This window comes from Legionella bononiensis, from assembly GCF_016786215.1.
Lineage (GTDB): Bacteria > Pseudomonadota > Gammaproteobacteria > Legionellales > Legionellaceae > Legionella > Legionella bononiensis.
The window spans coordinates 28,740-53,169 of the sequence record NZ_JADOBG010000011.1; the positions used below are offsets into that span (position 1 = coordinate 28,740).

Below are 24,430 nucleotides of genomic sequence, written 5' to 3' on the forward strand. Positions count from 1 at the left end.
AAAAATTAAAACCACTTTGTTAATATTTTGACACATCGATCACTAATTAGTTACAATGCGCTCACATTTAGAACCATAATTTCTTAAGCAAAGGAAAGATAACACTACAGGTATTTTTATATGCCCCAAATACTCTTTGATCAAACGCGCATTGACTCGACAGAACTACTCCAACATTCTGATTTAATTAATAATATTCTGTCCAGAACCCTTCGTTATCCTAATGTAAAAAAATTAAAGGGAGCAAAATACAACAACGAAGATGTCTTTCGAGCAAAAACAGATAAAAAAAATCGTTTGATTTATACCTACCTACTCCATAATGAAAAAAAAACTTTATTGGTATTGGCCCTAAATGATCATAATTACGGACAGGTTAAACGGCAATTACGCAGTAAAAATTCGGGCAATATTGAAGCAATCACTATTGATGATGATCCGTATAAAGAAGCGCCGGAACCCACATCAGGCAATCTGTCACTGCTCCCTGCTGTATCCTACAATAAACTAACTCTGGCATTGGATGACTCCCAACAAAACGCCATGCTGCAAAAAACACCATTAATACTGAATGGACCACCTGGTGCCGGTAAAACGGTAATTTTGTATAATCTGATGCTGAAAATCCTTAATTATTATTCTTTAATTTTAAGTTCAAATTGGGAAAACACTACAGCGGAACAATCAGTTGTATCTCCAGTATTGTTTATCTCTCAGTCCGACAATTTGATAACCGCTTTGAAAGAGCAATATAAATCAGACCAATTAGGAAATAGCCCGAACGTCTTATTTTCAACCTGGCAGGGATTACTGACACAACATCATCCTGATTTAAAATTAATCCCGGATCACGAGTTCTCCCTTTGGTTAAAAGACAAAATGCCAAAAGTATCCAGCGATGTTATTCATTATGAATTCAGTTTGATTGTTGCGCTTGGAATTAATAAATATTTGAATCTGGGTAATCGTCAGTGTTATTACTCCAAAAATCCGGAAATGCAAAATAAATTAATTAATTTACTTGATCTGTGGCAATTGCACCTAAACAAACATCAGCTTCTCGATCCGATGGTAACGCGATTAAATAGTTCAAAAAATCTAAAATTCCTCAGTGTTTTTTGTGATGAAGCACAAAATCTGCCACCAGTAGCGCTGTGTGATTTAATAGTATTCGCAGAAGATCAACATTTTGTGGCCTGTCTTGACAATGAACAATGCCTTATTTCCTCTCCTTATATTCTCAGTTGCCTCAAAGAGCTCATGCATCAATATTATGGGGCTTACTCAGAACAGCCTTTGCCAAAAACATGGCGATGCCGACCCAAAGTAGCAGAAGTGGCCAATACACTGATGCAGGTTAAATATACGTTAGATGGAGGTAGTAAACGACGTAACTACCATGCTATTGAATCCATGCATGCCAGCGGAGGCTTGGTAAGCTGGATTAATACCCCAAGTATGGAACAAATACGTGAATTTGGCGCATTAACAAGTACTGTTGTTATTGCCGAGCATCTGGATCCTGGTGAACGAGCGATTATTAACAAAAATTTAAATACTAATAATATCCTGACCGCCAGAGAGGCTATTGGACTGGATTTTGATCGCGTGATTTTATGGAGACCTTTCTCAAGCAATAAGTGTTTCAATAGTTTACTGCAAAAAATTAAAAAACCTGACAATACCGAATTAACTTTAGAACAATGGAATACATTAAATGCCCTGTATGTATCTATCACTCGCTCTCAATCCGATGTATTTGTCCATGAAATTAGCACTCGTTGGATTGAGTTGGGAGAACACTTTTTAGGGAAACTGCCCCATAATGAAGTGAGTACATCATTAAAAGAAAGTAAACCTGAAAATGAACTATTAAAATGGGAACAAGTCATTGAACATCATTTGGCTGAAGGGAGAATATCAGTCGCCAGAGAACTGATGCAATTTCATCTAAAACTGGATTCGACTGCCATTGACGAAAAAATAAATGCGCGATCAAGTATTCATACCCAAACTGATCACCCTGCTCCTGCTCCTGCTCCTGCTCAGGCTGACATTTTACCTCAAAAAAAGGAGCAGCCTAACGTAGTCGTTCCAAAAGAAAAAAACACTGCCGGAACAAGCGTAACGTCTTCGAGTAGAAAAAAAAATAAGAAAAAGAACATACAACCTAAAGTCGAACAGTCTGATTACAGAGGTAAACCGGAAGATAATGAAAAAAACAGCGTAAGCATAGATATCAGCCCAGTACATAAACCCAGTATTGCTGCTGTGAAACCATCTAACATATCCCCGTATGATACCTATATTTCTTTATTATTAATTAAACTCAATGAACAATCCATTATTAACCTGTTCAAACACAAATCAGCGGCCAAACTTCTTTTTCAACATCGACTGAATGATGGAACCTGTTTGTTCACGAAGCTCATAAATAACGCTCAGTTCAGCGATTTTATCATTCAACAGGTAAATAAACATTGGAGTGTCTTATCCAAGGCGTTCACTCCAGATATTCTTTGTCAATGTGATCCACCACAAGACATCCCTTCCATCCTCATACTTGCATTACATAATGAGGGTCGATTAATCCTGAAAATGATACTAAACTGTCATAGTACTCTAGCAAAAGACATCAAACTATCGTCCTTAACCTATATTCCTATATCGAACACGATTGCACATCACAATTTATCAGCATTATATTGGCTACTTGCTTATATTGAAGGTCGAAAATTTGTAAACAGACTTCTAGAACTGAACCCGGAGTTAGGAAAGGAACTTGACGATCAATTCCTGAATTATTCACCTGAGCCCAAACCTACAGAAACTTTAGAACTAGTTCCGCCAATGTATTGGATTTCAAGTTCAACCACCGGGCTGACTTTGTTAGCTCAATTAATAGCTCAAAATCCAAATCTGGGTAAGACGATTACTGGTAAGACTTTATGCATAGTACGAAAACAAACTAATAGTGACGAAACCAGTTCATCAGCATTCTATTGGCTTACGTCATCTGCTCAAGGACGAGCCATTTTAAATTTATTATTGGATCTCAACCCGGAATTAGCTCAACAATTAACCGCCAAAGCATTATGTCGGCCGCTTTCATACAATGCGCAAATATTTTCCAATGTATCAGGATTGTTCTGGTTACTTTCAACTGGTGATGGTCGTGCACTCCTGAACAAATTATTGACCCTCAATCCGAATCTTGCCAAAGGAATCACCGCGGAAGCTTTATGTCGACGACGTACTGTCGCAATGGGTAAAAACGCCCATCATTCACCATTATCCTATGCAGCCAACACACTTGAAGGTATCGCGTTAATCAATAGATTATTAGACCTTAATCCTGAGATAGCTAAAAATATTAATGCGGATAGTATTTATTACGCTTTTCAACAAAGAGAGGATGATCACTCCAATACATCCATTTTCTTTGTCCTTGCAGGAACAGCAGAGGGTCGCGAATTACTCATCCGGTTAGTTGATGCCAATCCTGATTTAGCAAAGAAACTAACTGGCAAGAATCTATATATGACGCTCAGCTCAAAAGCTCATTCTGATCCCAATACATCACCAATATTCTGGCTCACAGGGAGTGCTGCTGGCCGTATTCTGCTCAGTAAGTTATTGGATTCTAACCCAAACCTGGCCAAAGAAATTACTGCTGAAGAGTTAAGCCGAATTTGTACTTCACCGAATCAGATGTATGTGGATGCATCGCCCCTATTTTGGCTTTGTGGACAAAAAGACGGCAGAGACATTTTAAAGCGATTAATTGAGTTCAATCCAGAAATAGCGAAGCGCATGACTGCTGATGCTCTATGCCACATTATTAGCTTGCCAAATGACCCAGAATGTCATTCTTCACCGCTTTTCTGGCTTGCCGCTAATCCTGATGGTCGAGAATTACTGAATCAATTATTGGATCTTAATCCAGAACTAGCCAAAACAATTAGCAGCAAAGCTTTATATCTTATAAGCCCTTTAAATGCTATAACTCTACCAGGTACCTCAACTTTATTCTGGTTACTGACAGATCCAAAAGGCATAGATGTCCTGACCAAGATCTACAAAACACAGCCCTCTCTGGTACACAGTGTTACTAAGGAAACGCTGTGTACAGCTCGTCCAAAAAACTCGACTGGATACACCAATATTTCTTCCTTGTGCTTATTTGCAGAAAATACAAGGGGACAAATGCTCTTTTATCAGATGTTGACTAAAAATCCGGCATTGGCACAATCTGTCACAGCCGAAACATTATGTCTGCTCACTGATATTGAAGATAATAGTACCAGCGCTATTTCCGCATTCCATTGGTTTTCATCCACTTCATGTGGACGACACACATTACTCAAACTATTAGACAATAACTCCGAACTTGCTCAAGGAATTACTGCATCCGCATTATGCAACAAAAGAGGCCCTGATATTGGCAAATTCGCCAATACTTCCGCTTTTTTCTGGTTATCATCGACAACTGAGGGGCATAAAATACTGAAGATAATCCTGGATAAAAATCCAGAGATGGCAAAAGAGATTACTGAAGATCTTCTTTGTCTAAAATGTAATTTATTAACTCAGGAACTCCATAAATCATCGCCTTTAGAAATGCTTTTACAATCCTCAGATGGAGAACAATTCCTGAATCTTTTGGTTCATTGTAATCCCAATTTGGATGCAGTTATTCAAAAACAAAAAACCTTAAACAGTGCGATGAAACTAGCTCCTCAATTATCCTTCTTTCCTCCTGCTGATAATCAGATAAATAATACTAACTCCAGTGTAAACCAACCTCACATTGCGAACATTACACTGAGCAATATCCTATAATGACTGTAGAAAAGCAAGGATGCTTTGTTGCATGGAGAATATGATTTAATGATTTATTCTACCAAGTAAAAGATCCATCTAAGACGCGTTGACAGTTCCGATTTCGAGGTCCCGCTACTTGTTCCTGAGAGTTCATCATTTTTTATAAGTCATCCTCGAGAAGGCTGGGACGTCCAATTAGCCTTAAGTTTTTATTGATAAAATGCTCAATGTTCCAATCGAGATCTCGCTAAAATGGCCTTCTCCCTCCCGGAGAAGGCCATTTTAGCGAGATCTCAATTACTTTTGAAATGGAACATTAAGCATTTTGTCCAGAATAATTTAAGGCTGATAGAATGCGCCGCGCAGGCGGGACATTAAGCTTGAATTGAAGAGTTGTAAATTCATCCTAGGAACAAGCCCTCATTCCGGGTACAGAATGCTCTTCGTCTGCCTCGTCTTCAGTAATTGAAGCTTCATGCATCAAGTGCGTAGTACGCTGTTCACTATGTTCTGGTACTGATACCTGTTCAGGATGAGTAATCACTTGTCTTTGATTGAGCCGTTCCTGCAATAACTGTTTAGCAAGATAATCATGTGCAAATCTCAAATACCCGGCTAACAGACTAAATCGCCCCAATTCCCCGGATTTCAGACATTGAGTGATGTAGTTAAAATAAGTCTCTAGTTCCCAAGGTTTATCAGCCTCTAACCACACTATAATATCCTGAAGCAAAGTGCATTTCTCATACTCTGCTGGACTCATTGCATTTTTGCAGGTTATGAAAAACTGTAGCGAACACATTGAAGGATTATTTTTAAACTCCATTTCATTTAGAGAATTCCATGCCTTTATTGCTACAGCATCATTAACAGAAAGCCGGTCTAATATGGCTTGAGTACGATGGGGATTAACTAAAACGTCCTTAAATTGTCCGACAGTATTACCCCAAAATTTTATATTCAGAGTATAAAGTTTGTTGAGCAATCTGTTTTCAAGAATCAAGTGAGTACGAACTGTACGCAAAATTCCTGAAAAAATGCAGGTGCTATCAAGATCAGGAGCACATAATTCGAGATCAATATAATTTAATTGCTCTATAATGCTCCAGCCAGGATTGCTTTCAAGATTCGTTATCACTCGCATAGCTAACTCAATTTCATTTTCACTAAGCTTTTCGCGAACCGCTGACTCTCTGCATACATGATTAAAGAAATCCAACAAGCAAACAGAGGAAGCACTATTCCATAATTCAGCACCAATACAATTGCCTTGTATCATAAGCCTTACTATTTTTCTTGAAATATCGTCTGTATTATTTCTGGCAATAATTTGCGGCCATGATGCTTCATTAAGCTCGTTAAGCTGAGAGGCAAACAAATGATATTGTTGAATAGTTGTCATAATATGTTGCCGTTGGAAGGGTACAGAAAAATTTGGCTCAGGCTGGTTGTTTGAAATGCTTTGTAATTCTTTTTGTAATCGCTCAGTACTCCAATTCAGTTCATTTGCCAATTTTAACAAGATTTTTTTGCCAGTACCTGTTGTGTTTAAGTATTGAATATCACGGAAATCCACTGATTTTTTCTGAAAAATATCCAGTAGCGCTGCACTTGTTTCATTAGTAAGTCCCTCTTGAATCTCTTGAAATGAAAGTAAATAACACTGTAAACCGCCTGCAAATATCTGAATTAATTCAGGATCTTTTTCAAACAAAAAATTAAGCAGAGTATGTCTGGATTCAATATACGGCGAGCAAAGCTGGCTTAAAAGTGACGTGTGGGCTTGCTCTCCAACTTGACATAATTGATCGACGGTAATTAATTCAGTTAACTCCGGAACATTGAGAAATAAGATATTCAATTTTTGAGTATCGAGAGTTCCATTGGATAACTCTATGGATAAATGCAATCCGGGATTTGAGCTGTTTTGTATTCCTTTCAAGTACTCATCCATTGAGGTTCCCAGGGTGTAACGCCTGCCCACCGGAAGTTTTGACAAATTCTGCTGCTGCAAAGGTATAGACTTCTTGATTTCCGGATGTTTATTATCCTGTTGATTACGTTTATCTGTACCTTGAGCGATTAAGGAGAGAGGTTTCGGAGCCCTGGAACTATTTGAAGTACCTGAGCTGATAATAGATTGATGTCTACCCCTTCTCTTTTTCTTAAATGCAGAGATCTCTTTGTGAGTCATTCTGTCAGAAAAAATACCCAATGTACTGACTGAAGCTACCGTACTGAAATCATTGGAACTAAATGAACTCGACGCAGCGTGTTGTTGCGTATTTAGGGTACTTTTGTTCTTCACAACAGATTTTGGGTTAGAGGTTGAATAAGGACTCGTCATTTCCTTTAGAAATTCTTTAAATTCAATCGGTGCTTTCTTTAAATGCTGAATATAAATTTTCTTAGCAAGAGGTATTTCATTTTTGCGGATAAGTTTTTTGACCAAATCCAACCACTTTTCTTCAGAGTAACTTTGTTTGTTCAGCTCAATTTTAAACTCTTCATTAGATTGCTCAACTGATCTCATGGCATTGATTACATGACTGAATTTATGTTGCGGGGGTTGAATTACTATGATTTGCTGTTGTGCGCGTGTTGCCGCGGTAAAAAAGCGATTTAATGGAGGACCAAACTTGGGATTGCCTACTCCCTCAGCAGGACGATTCGTGGTAGAACTACTTCCTAAATAAGAGTGCTCTGGATTTCCAAGCAATTTATTTGCGTCTTCCAAAGCTTTATCTTCAGCCATTCTATAAAGGACAACAACGGGAAATTGTAAGCCTTTAACTTGATCTACTGTATAGACTAAATCAGTTTTGAAGAATTTTTTAGCTTCTTCTATAAACTCGGGCAAGGTGATAATGATTAAATCACTGCTTTGAGTTGCCTCTTGCAAAGCACTATGTACAGCCTCAGGTACTTTATCAAACCAATGAACGGATCCTAAAGTACTGTTCTGCTCCACAGTCATGGGTAGTTGGACGTATTCAAGATTATCGGCGCGCCCACCAATCAATTTCATACGCAAATCCAATATTCTATCAACTAAAGGTTGTGCATTGGGAAACACTCTGTAGGAACAGGGAAGTTCAATGTGTTGGGCTTTAATACCCATGTTTTTACCTAACCTGAACAAATGCTCATGGATAAATGGACCTGAGGATTGACTGTCTTCCAAGCTTTGATGAGAATCCCGACAAAAATAAATTTGCAAAGCTGGACTGGTCAGTGCGGTTATATCCTGAATTTGGGCTTTTGAAAAATCCTGTCCTTCATCGACAACAACCATATCGAATAATTCATCTGATTTCAGACGATAAAAAGAGAGATCAAGGCGATTGGTATGTCTCAAGTATGTGGCATAGTCTTGATATGCTTGATAAAGCCAGGAACGATGTTCCTTTTTGAATAAGGATTGATGCTTCTCACCCAATGCCTCATATTTTAGCTTTGTATATTCTTTACTAGTACCAAATTGGGTATCAACATACTCTGAGTAAGCTGCTGTTGTTCTAAACTCCTGATAAACATTCCCTGCATCCAGCAGTTCTTGAGGCAGATGTTGAATCCTCTTTTGAGGTCTCTTTTTTTTTGAATTTTTTAACTCTGATTTTTGAGTTTTTAGCAGTTGTTCTTTTCTATCGCAATAATCTGCAAACCATTTGGCAAAGTTCTTTTGTCCAACAATTTTTTTATCCTTCGTAGCGGGATCCGTTTCATGTACTAATTGTACATAGGACTTAAAAACTACCCGGCCAGGAGGACTTTCCATAGAAGCAGGCAGGCTTTTATATAACTCCTCCATATGAGAAACCAAAGCAGGAGATGATGTTAAGTACAGTATTTTATTCAATTCTGGTCTAGAATTGGCTATTAATGAAAGCGCGGCACATGATTTCCCTGATCCAGGAGGACCTTCAATCACTGCTGGCCCTCTTGCAAATTTAGCTTCCTTTTGAGAATTGTTTAAAACGATAAATTCCTGGTCATAATATTCAACCGGGGTATACAGTCGCTTTTCTTTCTCATCTATGTCCATTGGAACAGGAAAATCATCAATGTCCATAAACTCTTCTTCAAAATCAACTATCTCCATGAAATCATTATTATTTTTTTCAATAAATTGATTTAACGTTGCTGGATTATTTAAAAATTTTGAATTTTTATAATCATGATTGGGAAGTTCTTCTAAAAATATCAGGCATTTCTTTTGGTTAATGACTCGAGATGTAAACAATAATCGGCCGCTATAGCTGGTACTCAGACTAAAAACGCGATGACTACGCATTTTTTTCAGAGATAAACCTGCCCCCTGGAGTGCTCCATTTTTTAATTGATTAATAACCTCTACGTATTTATCCGCTATGGCCTCATCCATGATTAAACCATCCCAATAAAATATTTCAGTAGACATCCGATTGATTCTCAAAAATTAAGCAATGCGGTAAAATAGAGCATAAAGATTAAGCCAATCTTAATTTCTTCCTCTTATTTTCAATAATGAATATATGAATTCTTAATCAATCGAATAATAAAGCTGCTGGTTAATTTTTCTTGAGGCAATGAAGCAGCGACATACACTGAAACAGGATATGAACGAGATGTAGTTTTTGAATAAATAGGGTTTTGAACAGGACGGATTGACAATTCATCAGCCTCAGTGCAAAAATCACACTGAGGCATTTAGACTATTATTCCTTGATTAATCGCCTGACCACTTCCTGGTCAGAAAAAGCCAGTTTTTCAGAACCAATCTGTTGATAGGCTTCATGACCTTTGCCAGCAATCAGAATAATATCGTCCTTCTCCGCGCCCTTTAGAGCATGCGCAATGGCTTCTTCACGATTAATTAATTTGGTAACCGGGGTAGACGAAGGAATTCCCTGAGCAATCTCGTCAACGATTAACGAAGGATCTTCACTTCTTGGATTATCACTGGTTATTACAATCTTATCCGCATAACGACTGGCTGCTTTACCCATCACTGGACGTTTTGTTTTATCTCTATCACCACCACAACCAAAAATCACCCACAAATGACCTTTTTTTAATTCATTTAATGTCATTAATACATTTTCCAAAGCATCAGGAGTATGGGCATAATCCACCAGAACGTATGGAGAGTTCGCCACTATTTCCATGCGTCCAGGTGCCGCTTTTAGGCGGGACATAACCTGAATGACTGTGTCCGCTGCATACCCGCTAATCATTAAACTACTAAACACCGCTAAACTGTTATAGATATTAAACTGTCCAAGGGCTTTAATGTTTAATTGATGTATTCCCCAAGGAGAATGAACTTCAATTTCAGTACCGTTAAGATCACTATGCCATGTCACTGCTTTTACATCACAGGAAGGCCCCATACCGTAGGTAATTATTTTGACATGTGGCTTGATGGAACGGCTGATTAAATGCTGATACTCGTCATCCTGATTAATGATTGCCCATTGTAATTCCTCTCTGGTAAACAGCATGGCCTTTGCCTCACCATAAGCCTGCATAGTGTGGTGATAATCCAAATGATCCAGAGTCAAATTAGTAAACAGTGCCTGATTAAAATCAATACTGTCAACACGATGCTGACTTAAAGCATGTGATGATACTTCCATGCAGACTTGTTTTACGCCCTGTTTTTGATACTGAGATAGCAACTTTTGTAAACACAAAGCATCTGGTGTTGTATTGTCTAAAGGTTTGAGCAGTTGTACATTCCCTTGGCCTATAGTACCTATATAAGCAGATTTTTGTCCGAGCAAATCATGTGCTTGCGCCAGTTGATAAGCTATTGTAGTTTTACCATTGGTGCCAGTAACGCCAGTAACGGTTAGTGATTTACCGGGTTCCTGATAAAATCGTTTGGCAATTTGCGCTAATTTCTCTGCTAAATGCGGTACAGGTACACAAGGCACCGAGACAGGCAATTTAAAGGAAGCGGGTACATTATCCGGATCATAAACAACCGCAACAGCACCTGATTGAACTGCTTTCTCAATATACAGTCGACCATCGGATGCAGCCCCAGGGTATGCGATAAACAAATCCCCCTTTTGAATCAATCGACTGTCATTCTTAATATCGTTCAGATCACAATTGGTTACATCCTGATTCAACCAGGGTTTTAATAATTGAGTAAGTTCCATGAGCCTATGCCTCATTATGATAAATATTCTTATATAGAATAACCTGAGTCAAAGCAAAGCTTTTATATATGATCCCGAATTATCATCTCAGGCTGTCCAAACATCATTTCGAGTGAAAACACACAGTACATTACCCAACCGGATCATCAGTGGGTACATTAAATAAACGTAATGCCCCTGACATCACTTTAGCAAACAAAGGAGCCGCAACTGCAGCGGCGTAATAGCCTTTTCGCGTAGGCTCATGAATAATAACTACTACGACAAATTTGGGCTTGGATACCGGAGCGATACCCATAAAACTGGCTGTATATTTTCTATCTTTATAACCATTTTTTCCGGCAACCCGAGCAGTTCCTGTTTTTCCTGCCACCCTGTAACCAGGTACTCGAGCATCCTTTCCTGTCCCGCCTTTGCCTAAAACCGCTTCCATCATTAATAACACCTGTTCTGCTGTCTTAGGTTGTATCACCTGTACTCCAGGTGTTGGGGTATCATTATGGATTAAAGTTACTGGAATTAATTGTCCCTTGTTAGCAAAGATTAAGCTCGCTTTAGCCAACTGCAGCGCAGTAACAGAGAGACCGTATCCAAAACCTAAAGTTGCCAAAACGAAGGGATTAGCATCTTTAGCTTTTACGATTCCGCCTTCACTTTCACCTGGGTAAGCACTTTCAGTTCTTTGCCCAAATCCACTTCGCTGTAATAACCCAATAAGCTGCTCAGGAGGGCTTGCCAAGACCATTTTGGTTACTCCCACATTACTGGAATGCTGCAATACTCCGGTCACATCCAATACACCATAATTATGTATATCACGAACCGTACGGCCATGCACAATCATCCAGCTTGGATTGGTATCTATAATGGTATCAGGAGTAAACAGACCCGTTTCCAGGGCACTGGCAATACTGAAGGGTTTAATGACCGAACCTGGCTCAAAAGTATCGGTTAACGCTCTGTTTCTGTATGTGTCTTTATCATAGCGACCACGAGAATTAGGATTATAGGATGGGACATTGGCCATAGCGAGAATCTCACCATTCTCAGTATCAAGTACCACTACAGATCCTGATTTGGCTGCAAATTCCTCAACGGTTTTGCTTAATTCACTGTATGCCAGATATTGCAATCGTCTATCAATACTCAAGGACAACTCATGTCCTGGGCGTGGTTCTTTTATCACTCCCAACTCTTCTATAACTCGACCCAGACGATCTTTAATTACGCGTTTCTTGCCCACAACGCCCATCAACCAATCCTGATAAGCGAGTTCTATTCCTTCCAATCCCTGATCATCTACATTAGTAAACCCTAACAACTGAGACATACTATCGGAATCAGGATAATAGCGTTTAAATTCTTTTTGGAAATTCACACCAGGAATTTTTAGTGCTTCAATTTTTTTTGAAAGAGGTGGCGGTAATTGTCTTTGTAAATAAAGAAATTCGCGATTTTGAGCATCTACTACTTTTCTACTTAACGCTTTAGGAGAAAGGTTCAAATATTTTGCCAACTGCATGAACTGTTCCTTGTCAGGAGAAAACTCTTTAGGATTAACCCATACAGATTCAACAGGTGTACTTACAGCCAAAGGCGTACCGTTTCTGTCAGTAATCATTCCCCGGTACGCTGGAATATCAATTACCCGTAAACTTCGAGCATTCCCCTGCCCTTGTAAAAATTGCCTATGTAAAACAGTCAGATCGACCATTCGCCAAATCAGGATAATCAATAGTAAGGAAAAAAAAACAGCAACAGTAATAAGTCGAGCTAAATGATGTGTTTTTTTCATAAATGACTACTCAAAAATAGTGTTTTGAAGCACAAATACATCCATTTTGCGCTTATTGTTATTGAGTAGGGAGTGTACATGAAGCATTAAAATTTTTCGAGGTGATTTTTCTCTTAAACTTAAGCTCATGTACGTACTCTGCTCTTCTTCACTGTGAAGAACTTTGTTCATTGCGCATGTAAAAAATAAGTATTTTTAGAATTTGGCAAAATCATGCCCAATTTTTCCCTTGCCAATTCCTCTACTCGAGCAGGAGTAGCCAAACTGGATTGTTCTAACAACAATTGCCCCCATTGCAATTGGAAATAATGAGTTTGTTGTTCTTCCTGTTCCACCTGACTTAGTGTTGACCTATATGAATTTGTACTATAAATCACTGCAAAGGCACTCACTAATACGGCAGCTAACAATACTATCAACATATAGATTGATTTAGACATGTGCATATCTGCCAATTGACCATTGAATAAATTACCTTGATTTATTACTTTCGCTGCAGCATTCATGCTAGTTTCTCCCCTATCCTAAGCACCGCACTTCTGGATCTGACATTGTCTTTAATTTCATTTTCTTGTGGCATTATGGCTTTACCTATGCGTTTAAACCCTGTTTTAAGCTGCTCATATTTCACAGGCACTTCAGGCGGAGGCCTATGTCCTTGTTCTTTATCTCTCATAAATTGTTTTACAATTCGGTCTTCAAGGGAGTGAAAACTAATCACGGCTAATCGACCACCCGGAGCTAAAACATCCAGACATTGAGCCAAACAACTGCTTAAGTCGGTCAATTCCTGATTCACATGGATACGAATCGCTTGAAATACTCGAGTTGCAGGATGTTTATGCTTTTCCCATTTGGGATTAGCCTCTTTTACTATCTCTGCTAATTGCAGAGTTGTAGTAATGGGTTGAATTTTTCTCGCCTCAAGAATAGCTTTGGCAATTCTTCCCGCAAATCGTTCCTCACCATAGGTTCTGAATATTGAAGCCATCTCATCCACTTCAGCTTCGTTAATAAATTTAGCTGCACTTATGGCCTGCGTGATGTCCATACGCATATCCAAAGGACCCTGTTGCATAAAACTGAAGCCTCTCTCAGGATTATCGAGTTGTGGAGAAGACACCCCCAGGTCAAGTAAAATTCCATCTACTTCGCCAAGAACGCCAGCTTCTACTGCAAAATCCTTTATTTTTGCAAACGAACCATGGAATATCTGAAAGCGTTTATCCAGTCCAAAATGATCTTTCGCATATTGAATCGCATCAGGATCTTTATCTATGGCAAACAACCGTCCACTATCATTTAAATGATTCAAAATTTCCTGACTATGCCCCCCACGACCAAAGGTTCCATCAAAATAGGTTCCACCTGGTTTGATAGCCAAGCCTTTAATTGATTCGTGTAGCAATACTGATTGATGCGTCGCCATTTAAGCTTCCACTACAAAGAAAACGTTTTCATTTCATCAGGTAATCCATCCGTTCCGGAGGCTTCATCAGCCAACCATTGTTCACGTTTGGATTCCCAAAGTTCTTTATTCCATACTTCAAATTTATTACCCTGGCCTATCATCACTACGTCTTTTTCTAACTTTGCATAATTTCTCAAAACTGTCGGCAAAAGCACGCGGCCATTAGCATCAACTTCAACATCAGTAGCATGCCCAATTAACAAACGCTGTATTCGTCGAGCTGCTGCATTAAAACTTGGCAATTTTTGCAAATTATCTTCAATAACCTGCCATTGAGCCGCAGTGTACAGAAGCAAACAGGTTTCTTCAGTATCAATAGTCACCACCAAAGGAATTTTCTCCTCTGCACCCAAAGCACTTCGATAACGAGTTGGGATGGCCAACCGTCCTTTAGTGTCTATGGTGATGCTATTTATTCCACGAAACATATTTTAGTCCCAGGTGGTGGAATACAACTCCTCCACAATTTTCCACTTTTTTATTATTTTACCCCACTTTTATACACTATAGAAACACATTTCTTCACCAGTCAAGCTGAAAACCCACTTTTTTGATAAATTTTCTGATTTTTTAATAGACACAAGCCGGAGATGATTAAAAACTAATCTGATAAGCGATAATGCAAGCACAGACTAAAAATGACTTTATAGTGAATCTATCATTGGATAAGAACAGGACTTACGAAAGGTACAAATATAATTTCGGTCTGAAACAGAACTAAGGAAATGTGATGTTCATCTCAAAACATTAAGTTAAGAACTTATATAGTGTAGTTTGGTTATTTTCGTAGCCCGTATTAGCGAAGCGTAATACGGGGTCAGAGCGGCAATAAACTCCATCGTTTCCCCGTATTACGCTTCGCTAATACGGGCTACTATGGTGGAAGCGACCTCAGGAGTCGCCGGAATCACTGCTTCAACCGAGAGGCGATCCCCACTGACAACCAGATCGATTATACATTCATCAAAGCTGCCAACCGTATCCCCTGAAGTACCAGATCGGGCACCAGGTGATCATACAACCCCTGTTTATCAAATAATGAGGCAAAACCGCCTGTAGCTAATACTAAAGCATTTTTTCCTGCAAAAGATTCCTGATTTATTCTGTTTATTAACTCCCTGCAGGCTCCCAGCACGCCGTAATACACCCCAGACTGTATACTTTCTATAGTTGAACGCCCTACTACACTTTCCGTTTTGATGATTTCTACAGAAGGTAATTTAGCAGTATTTTTTGATAACGCATCAACAGATAACCGAACCCCGGGCAATATTGCCCCCCCCAGATAAGCCTTTTGAGCAGTTATCACACAAAAAGTAGTCGCGGTCCCAAAATCAATAACGATAATATTTTGATTTGGATAAATATGGGTTGCTGAAATAGCATTGGCAATCCGGTCAGCGCCAACCTCAATGGGATTCCGATACTTGATATTCAATCCAGTTTTAACCCCTGCCTGTAAGAAAAATGGATCGGAAGAAAAATATTTGACACAAGCTGATCGCAATGAATAATCTAATTGAGGAACTACAGAACAAATACCAATTTGTTTAATTCCATCAGGTGAACAGTTATTTTCGCGTAAAACACTTTTTAAAAAAATACCCAGCTCATCGGAAGTACTCACTTTGGACGTGTGACGAAAACGAAGTTTTATCTCATCCCCATCAAAAACTCCACCATATATATGAGAATTGCCAACATCTATACATAAAATCATTATATAGTTCTACTCTAAATAAAAAAACACGATAGTATGATCTGGTTCTATTATTATCAAGTCTAAATACATCTCAATAAGTAATCAGAGTAACAGATTAGTCGGGCACCAGAAGAATATCATTTCTTTTCAGATTCTTGATGAAAAGTTACAAAAAAAAAGCCCTGTAAATCACAGGGCAGTAGTGGAGAAGCGTTTTTATTAAATCTATTATTAGTATGGCTTAACTATTACAGAAGTACCAATATCTATAAAATTCTGATTTAACCATTTTGCAGCGCTAGGTAACACTCGGATGCATCCATGACTGGCGTTATAATTAGGTACTTCATACGCAGCATGTATCGAATATCCACCGCTAAAGTGCATGCAATACGGCATTTTCGCGCCACCACCTGTTTCTACAGGATAGATGCTCGATGTACAATCTTCGCCTTTTTTCGAATAGACTCTAAAGTTACCGGTTACTGTTCGGCAAGGTCTACCAACGTCTTCACAGAAATCTTTTCCTCCAGATGCACTACCCGTCTTCACCCTATTACCCTGCGCATCATAGGCTGCCCAGGCAGTAGCTTTAGGATCAAACACAAACACTTTTTTCCCGGTAGGTTCTCTTTTCTCAGGAAAATAATTAGCGCCCTTATGATCTGATTCCATACTCATAGTGTAATGAGTATACCCTGCATCATCGACAACAGCGGTTGATCTATCCATGGATGCACAAGAGGCCGCCAAAGCACAAACAGGAACTAACAGTAGTTGTTTTTTCACTTTATATCTCCCTCTTTTTTTTTACTGTATCGGGAGATTTCAAAATAGGTTTAGCTTTTTTTATAAAAATTTTTAACTATTTGTATTTTTTGTGATCTCGAAGCTCACTTAATAGGCTTTTTTGTGCCTCTTTTGGCACCATACTGATCATTGCCAGAGCCAACTGCCTATCCGAACACTCAAAGCATCCACCTCGTGGAGGCATTGCATTAAATCCTTCATCAGTGTGTAAAAATAGAACATCAAATCCTTGTTTCAAGCGTAATTTCCAATCCCCTTCCTCACCAATTCTTGGCGCTCCAAGGGAAATCAATGGTTTTTGAGCATGACAATTGACGCAATAATGATTGTAAATTTGTTCACCTTCATCTTTTGCACCGTCAATTGATTTTAAAAAATCTTGTGGATGATGGCTTTCAGAATAAGCCGTCCCAAGAAACATGAATAAAATCAGCGGGTAGACAGTGAAATAGTCTCTCATGTTATACTCCTGAAAATTGGCGTAATTATTGCTAGGGATTCAATGCTCATAGTTAATGAGTAAATAAATAGAAAAAGGATTCGTGTTGTGAAAAAGAGCATACTAAGTGTTTTAACATTTTTTGCAAGCTTCTGTTTATATGCAGCTCCGAGCCAATCGCTCGATTTAATAAAAAATAAAATTGAATCACATGTTATAAATGAACTAACAACCTATACAGAAGGAAAAATTCAAGTTCAGGCTGATCAATTGGATCCTCGCTTAAACCTCAAAGCATGTGCTGAGGATAAACTTGAAATTTTTAACCCGTATCAAACGCCCTTGCTTAATACCAATACTATGGGCATTAAATGTTTGGAAGAAGAAAATCATTGGACTCTATACGTCCCTGTCAAAATAAGTGTTTTGAAAACCATATTAGTAGCAAAACGAGCATTGATGAAAGGAAGTCGTATTACTAGCAACGATATTTATCCATTAGAAATGGATGCACAAAAGTTGAAACAGGGTTATTTTACTGATACTAGTGAATTAATTGGGCTTATCTGCAAACATGATATTTCCCCTGATAGTCCCCTTAACCCTTTTAATATTGAATTAGCAAAACTGGTTCATAGAGGCGATCAAGTGACCATAGTAGCAACAAATGATTATTTAACTGTGAGTATGGATGGTATTGCATTAAGTGAAGGAGTACTGGGTGATTCTGTTAAAGTAAAAAATCTATCCTCCAAACGAATTATAGATGCACAGGTAACGGGAGATAAAAAAGTAAAAGTAGTATTGTAGTATAAAAACCACACTATAAAGGTATTGGTTTCGTAGGATAAATAATCTATCTCGAGTGTATTGAGAGATATTCTGAAACCAGCATGGTGATTACATTGGGAGATTCTTCACCAGGTTCATGATGACAAGACTCCTAAACTTATTGAATAATTAGATTTAAAAGACTTAAGTGATTAAAAAGATTAAAAATTAACCGAAAATTACTAAAGAAATTGTAAAAGGAGCCGATAACTATGTTAAACGTGATTGAGGATATCTGTATGGTTAACCATATCAATGATTCGGCCAATATGAAACCTATTGAGTCTGATAGTCGTCTGAAAGCCAAGTCTCAGGAGGCACAACATTTTGCACCCGATAATAATGCAGTGTCTATCGATAACGTCAATTTGAGTGATACTTCCAGACAATTAGAAGCACTAAAAGCTTCTCTCCAGGATGTACCTGAAATTAATGAAGCTCGTGTTTTATATTTTAAAGCAGAGATCAATTCTGGAAGCTATCAAATCAACAGCAACAAAATTGCAAAAAACATGTTTAACACGGTAGAAATGGCTTAAATATTAGGATGATTTAATGAATAATAATAACAATGCAGCACAATTGATCGGCCATTTAGAACAGGAAATTAACTGGATTGAAGTTTTGAATGTACTGTTGTCAGAAGAAAAAAATGTTCTTAGTTCCAGACAATTTGACCGACTGGAGGAACTGGCAGAAAAAAAACAAGACCTTTCCGCCAAACTGGAAGAAAGTGCCAAGCAGCGCATAAACCTAATCAATAGCACTCATCCTGAAACTTCACCCAGTTTAGCTTTGCAAGGGTTTTTAAAAAACTGCTCAGTGAATGATGCAAATGAAATAAATAGATTAAACACTAAACTTATAGAACAACTAACCATCTGTCGTGATCTAAATACGATCAATGGCCAGGTAATCGCTAATAATATTCATACGCGTCAACAAATTGTCAATGCCTTGTCAGGGAATAAAGTAGATGCCATGAGTGTTTATACTTCTAACGGTGATTTGACCTCATCTAGCACTACAAATCATCATCAAAAAGCATAATATTAAAAACCTCGCGGTGTGGATGGACGTGGAATTTAAAAATAGTAACTAATTCCACCTAATCCACCAACACCATAGGTTGCCAGGTTAATCGCCAAATGTTCTGTTAATAACCAGGTTGCTGTAAAAGAAACAAGAGGACCTGGGTCATGGCTTAATACTCGTCCCAGATGACTCAATCCCTCTCCTTTATAACCTTGCATAATTCCTAAAAGATAATCGATTGAAAGACGTCCGTGTTTGTATATCTGACGTTCTACTCCACCAAAATAAACACGACGATTTGCGGAATTAACAAATGTACCGCCAATAAATCCCTGATAATTAAGTGCTATAAGCCATTGTTCATTATTCATGGTATTACTTTGATTAAAAAAATGAAAACCGATTGGCAAAAAGATCAATTGAGTTGGAGAGGGTTTACCCCATATTTTTTTTAAAACTACAGGAGCTAAATCAAAAGAAAGCCCTTGCCCTGCAAATACCGTTGGGCTACATATTCCGAATATAGCTAATAAAATAATAGGAAAGTGAATTCCTAATTTGATTTTCATCCAGTCCCCTTAAATGAACATCGGATCCCTTTCAAGATTAAAACTACATATTTGAAGAGACGTTCTATAGTAATTTAAGCTCTTACTCGTAGTTCATACAATTTGGAATAAGTATTTAAAGGAGACTCATTAAAATTGAGCGGGTATTAATTCATCCTTGAATCAAGTACTATTCAGTCAATCATTATTTCTATTTCAACTTTCGAACTGCTTGATTTTATTTTAAATCCATCTTTTATTATCATTCATTATTGTTACCATGTCATTACAATCTTAATTTAAATTCCACATGATCTCTTAAGAAAAACAAAGACAGACAAACAAGGTAGATGAGCATTTTTTGCCCAACAAATACCAAAGCCAGCAGTTCGTGATCCTAGGCCGTAGCCCGTATTAGGCGTAGCCGTAATACGGGAATAAGGAGTCATCGAAACTCCCGTATTACGGCTTCGCCTAATACGGGCTACATGTTAGACTCCATGTGCCAAAGCACGCCATAAACTGAACGGTTGGATTTGAGTGCAGGTTGTACGATGTCTTGAATACAAAAAGCGGAATGTACATAAGGTACATGAGCATTTTTTTATTCAAGAGATCGTGCAAGATGCGCCAAAGACAGCCGTTCAGCGCATACGAAGGGCGCCGTCGAGCCGAATCACTTCCCCATTTATCATCCCATTCCCAATAATATGCCCTACTAACGAAGCAAACTCTTCAGGTCGACCCAGTCGTTTGGGAAAAGTAACTGAGGCGGCCAGATTATCCTGCACCTCCTGAGGCATATTTAATAACATTGGGGTTGCTATTAAACCGGGAGCTATTGTATTTACTCTGATGGCAAATTGCGCTAATTCACGTGCTGCGGGTAAGGTCATTGCTACTACCCCACCTTTTGATGCACTATATGCTGCCTGACCAATCTGGCCTTCAAATGCTGCTATGGAAGCGGTATTGATGATTACGCCTCGTTCCTGAGATTTATTATCGATATCGAGACCGGTCATGGCATGTGCGGCTACTCTCATTACATTAAATGTACCAATGAGATTCACATCGATTACCTGTTTAAATGCAGCCAAGGGCATTGGCCCTTCTTTTCCCACTATTCGTTTGGCGGGAGCAATTCCTGCACAATTAATGCAAACTCTGGGAATACCTAGCTGCGCAATAGTTTCTTTCATTGCCTTTTCTACTGATTCATCGCTGGTTACATCACAGCTCACATATAAATTGGCAGTAGTATCACTATCTTCCTGTTTGTCCCAGATGACCACCTTCATACCATGTTTTTGTAGATACTCGGCACATGCTTTACCCATTCCTGAGGCACCGCCAGTTACTAATGCAATTTGATTATCAAAATTCACCATTATGCTCCATCTTATTTGCCTACTGTAAAAACTCTTTACTCAACGCTTTAAACTCTGGGCTACCTGCCACCCTAATCCATTCAAAAAATACCATTTCGGAAGTTATCAAATGGATGCTTTCTTGTTTCATCCGTTTTAATGCATATTTCATATCAAATTCATTACGACTGCTTACTGCATCAACTACTACGTATACTTCATAGCCTGCGTCTTTCATTTCCATAGCAGTCTGTAACACACAAACATGAGCTTCAATGCCAATCAGAATTAATTGTGTTTTCTTAAATGAACTTAATCGCTGAACATAATCTGATTGCTGCATGCAAGAGAAATGTACCTTCTCAATACAATCTTCTGAAACTATATAGCGATTGAGCGGTTCTATGGTTGAACCCAGACCTTTGGGGTATTGCTCACTGGACAGAATAGGCACATCCAATTTCTTTGCCAGTTTTAATAGCCATTCACAGCGTGCAACCAAGGCTTTATTATTTGAAATAGAGGGGAGTAATTTTTGTTGTACATCGACCAGAACCAGGAGAGAGTCATTTTTGTTAAGTAACATCCTTTTATCCTTAGAATTAATAAAAAGGTTATTAGAAATGAATCATCATCTTATCCTAAGTAGTGCAAATGAATCTACTGCCATTCTGATTAGGCATTTGAATGACCTGATGCCATTTCCGTTGTGTTTTAAGTACTTGTTCCGAGCCGTGACCGTCAGGGAGCGGAAATTTAAACGAGAATCCGCTTGCTAACGCGCGCGGCTCGGATATACACACACTCGTTTTGTTTAACGCTATCTGTAAATGCTAGATGAAAGGGGGACTAGATATTCATCAATGCTGAATCTTCGAGTTGACGCCTGGCTATTGAGTAACGTATTTTCTGTATAAAAAAAGCCGGAGTAAAACTCCGGCCATTGAACTTTAAAGATTATATCTCATCAACCACATTATAGCGCTGCGATGTCTATGGTTTTCATTTTCACATCCATCTGCTTGTTGCCTCTTTGAATTGATAACGTCACTTCTTCACCCACTTTAATTTCAGTCAGTAAATTATATAACACATCATAGTTGGGTACTGGATGAGCATTCAGAGCGACGATAATATCTCCCATTACTATATGCCCCCAGGGATCTCTATGGGTTCCATGCAATTTGACATGAGCTGCTGGAGTATTCGGCAGAACATCAGCGATTAATATTCCTTTTTTAACACCCAATCTCTGAGCAACGTTAGGTTCAACCCGCTGGATACCAATACCGGACAATACTACCCGGCCATGCTTGATTATCTGAGTAACGATTCGATCAATGTCATCTGCAGGAACTGCAAAACCAATTCCAGCTGAAGTTCCTGAACGCGAATAAATCATGGTATTCAGACCAATTAACTGACCCGCACTATTCAATAGAGGACCACCTGAATTACCTGGATTAATAGGAGTATCCGTTTGAATCATATTATGGATGGTCACACCACCAATTCCAGGGACTTTACGGCCTAATGCTGAAATCACCCCTTTAGACAAACTATGGTCGAGTCCAAATGGATTTCCTATGGCAATTGCTTTCTGACCGACGATCAGATCATTTACATGGACAATTTCAAAAGGCTTATACGCTTTCAAATAAGATAATGCTTGAGGATTTTTAATTTCCAGAACAGCAATATCCTTACGGGGTTCTGTGCCAATCACCTTGGCTGGTACTGTCATATTACCCAGAGTTATAGCCAAATCATCTGCGCCTTTAATCACATGATAATTGGTTACTATATGTCCTTTATCATCCCAAATAATACCTGAACCAGCCCCATCGGGAACATGCATTTTCTGCAGGGAATGATTCTTTGCTATTGTAGTCAGACGATGAACATATACCACTTTAGGGGCAGATTTTTGAAATATATCTACGGTATTTCGTTCATCAGGCAGAAGTGTATCTAAATTTAAACTGAATCCGGGACTTACAAGGGTAAAACTTAAAACACAAGCTATAAAAATAAAATTACTTATCTTCTTCATCTTCGTTATACTCCATACCAGCAGCACCAGCATATCTCTTGCGAAAGGCCTGGCGTGCTAATAACTTATCGATTACTGGTTGCGGAAAATCCGTAATAGTAATGATATTTTTATCCATTAAAATGTCAATTACGTCTTCAAGCACACGAATTAATTGCAAATCTGATTGAATAAATTTTAATTGAAAATCCTTGTCACAATTTATTAAAAATTGGACTACTTCTGGATCATTAATATCAATTTCTTCTTTAGTATCTGCGCTCTCTTGATTATATATGGCACAAATCTGACCATCCTTATCACGCTTTATATAGACCACGAGTATTTCCTTAAGCAACCAAGGGATAAAAGTCTTCAAATTTTAAGCATTAAGCTAAATTAAAATTCAGACCCTTATAAAACCCATGCGGATAACAAGTCTACATGGGTGCCATATTGTAATATACAACAGCATAAATGTCATCAAATAACTCAAAAGAATAATTTTTAAACAAACATTAATCTTGAGTCTTTTTCAGAATCAGCATCCTCATCAGAGTCTACATTGGAATCATCACTATTTGTAGGATCGGCATCATCATCACTGTTGACTTCATCATCGCTTTTAACATCATCATCGCTATTTTCTGAATCATTAACATCACTTTCAGTTTTATCAACATCATCTCTGGCTGCTTTCTCAATTTTAGATTGATCAAAGGAAATGCCTGTTGAAATATTAAAATACTGCAATAGAAATTGAATTGGCGCCAGAATCATCATTTTAAAAGATGAAGTACCGGCTTCAATAGTTTGTTTTGCAATATGTTCACTATCATCTGTATGGCGTATATATATCTTTTCAAGAAGTCCTGAATGTTGTTTATAAATATAGTCGAGGCTTTCATTACGTGACTTTTCCTGACCTAATAAATATTCTTGCAAATCCGTGCGAGTATCCCATAAGGACGTTCTTCGTTTCTGCAAATGCTCCAGCTCACTATCGTAAAATTTAATTTCTTCATCGATTTCTTTTTTTAATCTATCGCAGGCTGTTTTACGTTCTTCAGAAATTTCACCATCCACAATTGCACCCGATTCTTTTAATGAAACCTGAGCATAACGTTCAATCAATTGCGTTTTTTTATGAAGAACATCTTCTATTTTAGTATCCAAGTACATAATAGCGTCTTTATTGGCGCCCAGAACCTTATAATGAGAATCGAAGCGTTTATTACTTTGCATTTGCTCGCGCATCTTTTCAAGTTCACCCGCTTCCTGAGATATTGCTTTTCTTTGTGCTTCATCATTTAAGTTCTTATCTCTACTGAGCAATAGCTGTCTGACAAATACAGATAAGGCTACTACTGCTCCAAACGCCGCCGCACATATGAGGGCTATAGTCACTGGTTCCATAGTCGACT

Annotated in this window: 19 protein-coding genes; 4 read left to right on the plus strand and 15 right to left on the minus strand. The window is 38.3% G+C overall.

What is annotated here, in order from left to right:
- Positions 1–120: 120 nt before the first annotated feature.
- Positions 121–4,842, plus strand: a complete 4,722-nt coding sequence (locus IZU94_RS07785) for a hypothetical protein (protein WP_203109623.1) — start codon at positions 121–123, stop codon at positions 4,840–4,842.
- Positions 4,843–5,230: 388 nt separating this feature from the next.
- Here IZU94_RS07785 and IZU94_RS07790 read toward each other — a convergent pair whose 3' ends face one another.
- The 9 genes from IZU94_RS07790 to IZU94_RS07830 form a co-directional block, all read right to left on the minus strand.
- Positions 5,231–9,244 carry a UvrD-helicase domain-containing protein gene (locus IZU94_RS07790; RefSeq protein WP_203109625.1) on the minus strand — a complete coding sequence of 1,338 codons (4,014 nt, stop codon included), beginning with the start codon at positions 9,242–9,244 and terminating at the stop codon, positions 5,231–5,233.
- Between the two features lie 277 nt (positions 9,245–9,521).
- A complete protein-coding gene (locus tag IZU94_RS07795) occupies positions 9,522–10,973 on the minus strand; it encodes a UDP-N-acetylmuramoyl-L-alanyl-D-glutamate--2,6-diaminopimelate ligase (protein WP_203109627.1) in 1,452 nt (483 codons plus the stop codon).
- A gap of 130 nt (positions 10,974–11,103) precedes the next feature.
- Positions 11,104–12,768, minus strand: a complete 1,665-nt coding sequence (locus IZU94_RS07800; RefSeq protein ID WP_203109629.1) for a peptidoglycan D,D-transpeptidase FtsI family protein — start codon at positions 12,766–12,768, stop codon at positions 11,104–11,106.
- A gap of 167 nt (positions 12,769–12,935) precedes the next feature.
- The gene (gene ftsL / locus IZU94_RS07805; RefSeq protein WP_203109631.1) at positions 12,936–13,274 is read right to left on the minus strand and encodes a cell division protein FtsL; all 339 of its coding nucleotides are present in this window, start codon (positions 13,272–13,274) and stop codon (positions 12,936–12,938) included.
- A complete protein-coding gene (rsmH, locus tag IZU94_RS07810) occupies positions 13,271–14,197 on the minus strand; it encodes a 16S rRNA (cytosine(1402)-N(4))-methyltransferase RsmH (protein WP_203109633.1) in 927 nt (308 codons plus the stop codon). Before rsmH ends, ftsL begins: the two co-directional genes overlap by 4 nt.
- 11 nt (positions 14,198–14,208) lie before the next feature.
- Positions 14,209–14,667, minus strand: a complete 459-nt coding sequence (mraZ, locus tag IZU94_RS07815; protein WP_203109635.1) for a division/cell wall cluster transcriptional repressor MraZ — start codon at positions 14,665–14,667, stop codon at positions 14,209–14,211.
- A 524-nt stretch (positions 14,668–15,191) separates the two neighbouring features.
- Positions 15,192–15,959: a type III pantothenate kinase gene (locus IZU94_RS07820; protein ID WP_203109637.1), complete on the minus strand. Its 768-nt coding sequence runs from the start codon at positions 15,957–15,959 to the stop codon at positions 15,192–15,194.
- A 213-nt stretch (positions 15,960–16,172) separates the two neighbouring features.
- On the minus strand, positions 16,173–16,730 hold the full coding sequence (locus IZU94_RS07825) for a L,D-transpeptidase (protein ID WP_203109639.1): 558 nt from the start codon (positions 16,728–16,730) through the stop codon (positions 16,173–16,175).
- A gap of 76 nt (positions 16,731–16,806) precedes the next feature.
- Positions 16,807–17,211, minus strand: a complete 405-nt coding sequence (locus tag IZU94_RS07830; RefSeq protein WP_203109641.1) for a c-type cytochrome — start codon at positions 17,209–17,211, stop codon at positions 16,807–16,809.
- Between the two features lie 87 nt (positions 17,212–17,298).
- On the opposite strand from IZU94_RS07830, the gene flgA reads away from it, so the two are divergent.
- The 3 genes from flgA (at position 17,299) to IZU94_RS07845 (ending at position 19,071) form a co-directional block, all read left to right on the plus strand.
- Positions 17,299–18,000: a flagellar basal body P-ring formation chaperone FlgA gene (gene flgA / locus IZU94_RS07835; RefSeq protein ID WP_203109643.1), complete on the plus strand. Its 702-nt coding sequence runs from the start codon at positions 17,299–17,301 to the stop codon at positions 17,998–18,000.
- A 233-nt stretch (positions 18,001–18,233) separates the two neighbouring features.
- Positions 18,234–18,560 (plus strand): flagellar biosynthesis anti-sigma factor FlgM, encoded by a 327-nt coding sequence (gene flgM, locus IZU94_RS07840; RefSeq protein ID WP_203109645.1) that lies wholly within the window; start codon positions 18,234–18,236, stop codon positions 18,558–18,560.
- Between the two features lie 16 nt (positions 18,561–18,576).
- A complete protein-coding gene (locus tag IZU94_RS07845) occupies positions 18,577–19,071 on the plus strand; it encodes a flagella synthesis protein FlgN (protein WP_203109646.1) in 495 nt (164 codons plus the stop codon).
- A 35-nt stretch (positions 19,072–19,106) separates the two neighbouring features.
- On the opposite strand, the gene IZU94_RS07850 is transcribed toward IZU94_RS07845, so the two are convergent.
- The 6 genes from IZU94_RS07850 to IZU94_RS07875 all read right to left on the minus strand — a co-directional run bounded on the left by IZU94_RS07850 (position 19,107) and on the right by IZU94_RS07875 (position 24,422).
- Entirely contained in the window at positions 19,107–19,625 is a 519-nt protein-coding gene (locus tag IZU94_RS07850; RefSeq protein WP_203109648.1) for a hypothetical protein, read from the minus strand.
- A gap of 623 nt (positions 19,626–20,248) precedes the next feature.
- Positions 20,249–20,992 carry an SDR family NAD(P)-dependent oxidoreductase gene (locus IZU94_RS07855; protein ID WP_203109788.1) on the minus strand — a complete coding sequence of 248 codons (744 nt, stop codon included), beginning with the start codon at positions 20,990–20,992 and terminating at the stop codon, positions 20,249–20,251.
- Between the two features lie 22 nt (positions 20,993–21,014).
- Positions 21,015–21,560, minus strand: coding sequence for a hydrolase (locus tag IZU94_RS07860; RefSeq protein WP_203109650.1), 546 nt, complete (start codon positions 21,558–21,560; stop codon positions 21,015–21,017).
- Positions 21,561–21,950: 390 nt separating this feature from the next.
- A complete protein-coding gene (locus IZU94_RS07865) occupies positions 21,951–23,027 on the minus strand; it encodes a S1C family serine protease (RefSeq protein ID WP_203109652.1) in 1,077 nt (358 codons plus the stop codon).
- Positions 23,011–23,346 (minus strand): hypothetical protein, encoded by a 336-nt coding sequence (locus tag IZU94_RS07870; protein ID WP_203109654.1) that lies wholly within the window; start codon positions 23,344–23,346, stop codon positions 23,011–23,013. Before IZU94_RS07870 ends, IZU94_RS07865 begins: the two co-directional genes overlap by 17 nt.
- Before the next feature lie 167 nt (positions 23,347–23,513).
- Entirely contained in the window at positions 23,514–24,422 is a 909-nt protein-coding gene (locus IZU94_RS07875) for a hypothetical protein (RefSeq protein WP_203109656.1), read from the minus strand.
- Positions 24,423–24,430 lie beyond the last annotated feature (8 nt).